Here is a 298-nt window from a genome sequence, read left to right on the forward strand (position 1 = left end):
CGCGAAGCTCACCGATGATCTCGACGAGCTGCTCGCGTTCTACGACTACCCCGCGGAGCACTGGATCCACCTGCGCACGACCAACCCGATCGAGTCGACCTTCGCCACGGTCAGGCACCGGACGAAGATCACCCGCGGGCCGGGCTCCCGCGCGGCCGGGCTGGCCATGGCGTTCAAGCTCGTCGAGGCTGCCCAGGCCCGCCGGCGCGCCGTGAACACGCCACACCTCGTCGCGCTCGTCCGCGCCGGCGCCACCTTCGAGGCCGGCAAGCTCGTCGAACGACCCGACGAACACCCC

Annotated in this window: 1 protein-coding gene; it reads left to right on the forward strand. The window is 71.1% G+C overall.

What is annotated here, in order from left to right; translation table 11 throughout:
* On the forward strand, positions 1 to 298 hold a 298-nt coding region (locus ACL02T_RS35045; RefSeq protein WP_412835113.1), incomplete at both ends, for a transposase.

Origin of the sequence: Pseudonocardia oceanicola (assembly GCF_047200735.1) — a bacterium.
In the GTDB taxonomy this organism is placed as follows: Bacteria; Actinomycetota; Actinomycetes; order Mycobacteriales; family Pseudonocardiaceae; genus Pseudonocardia.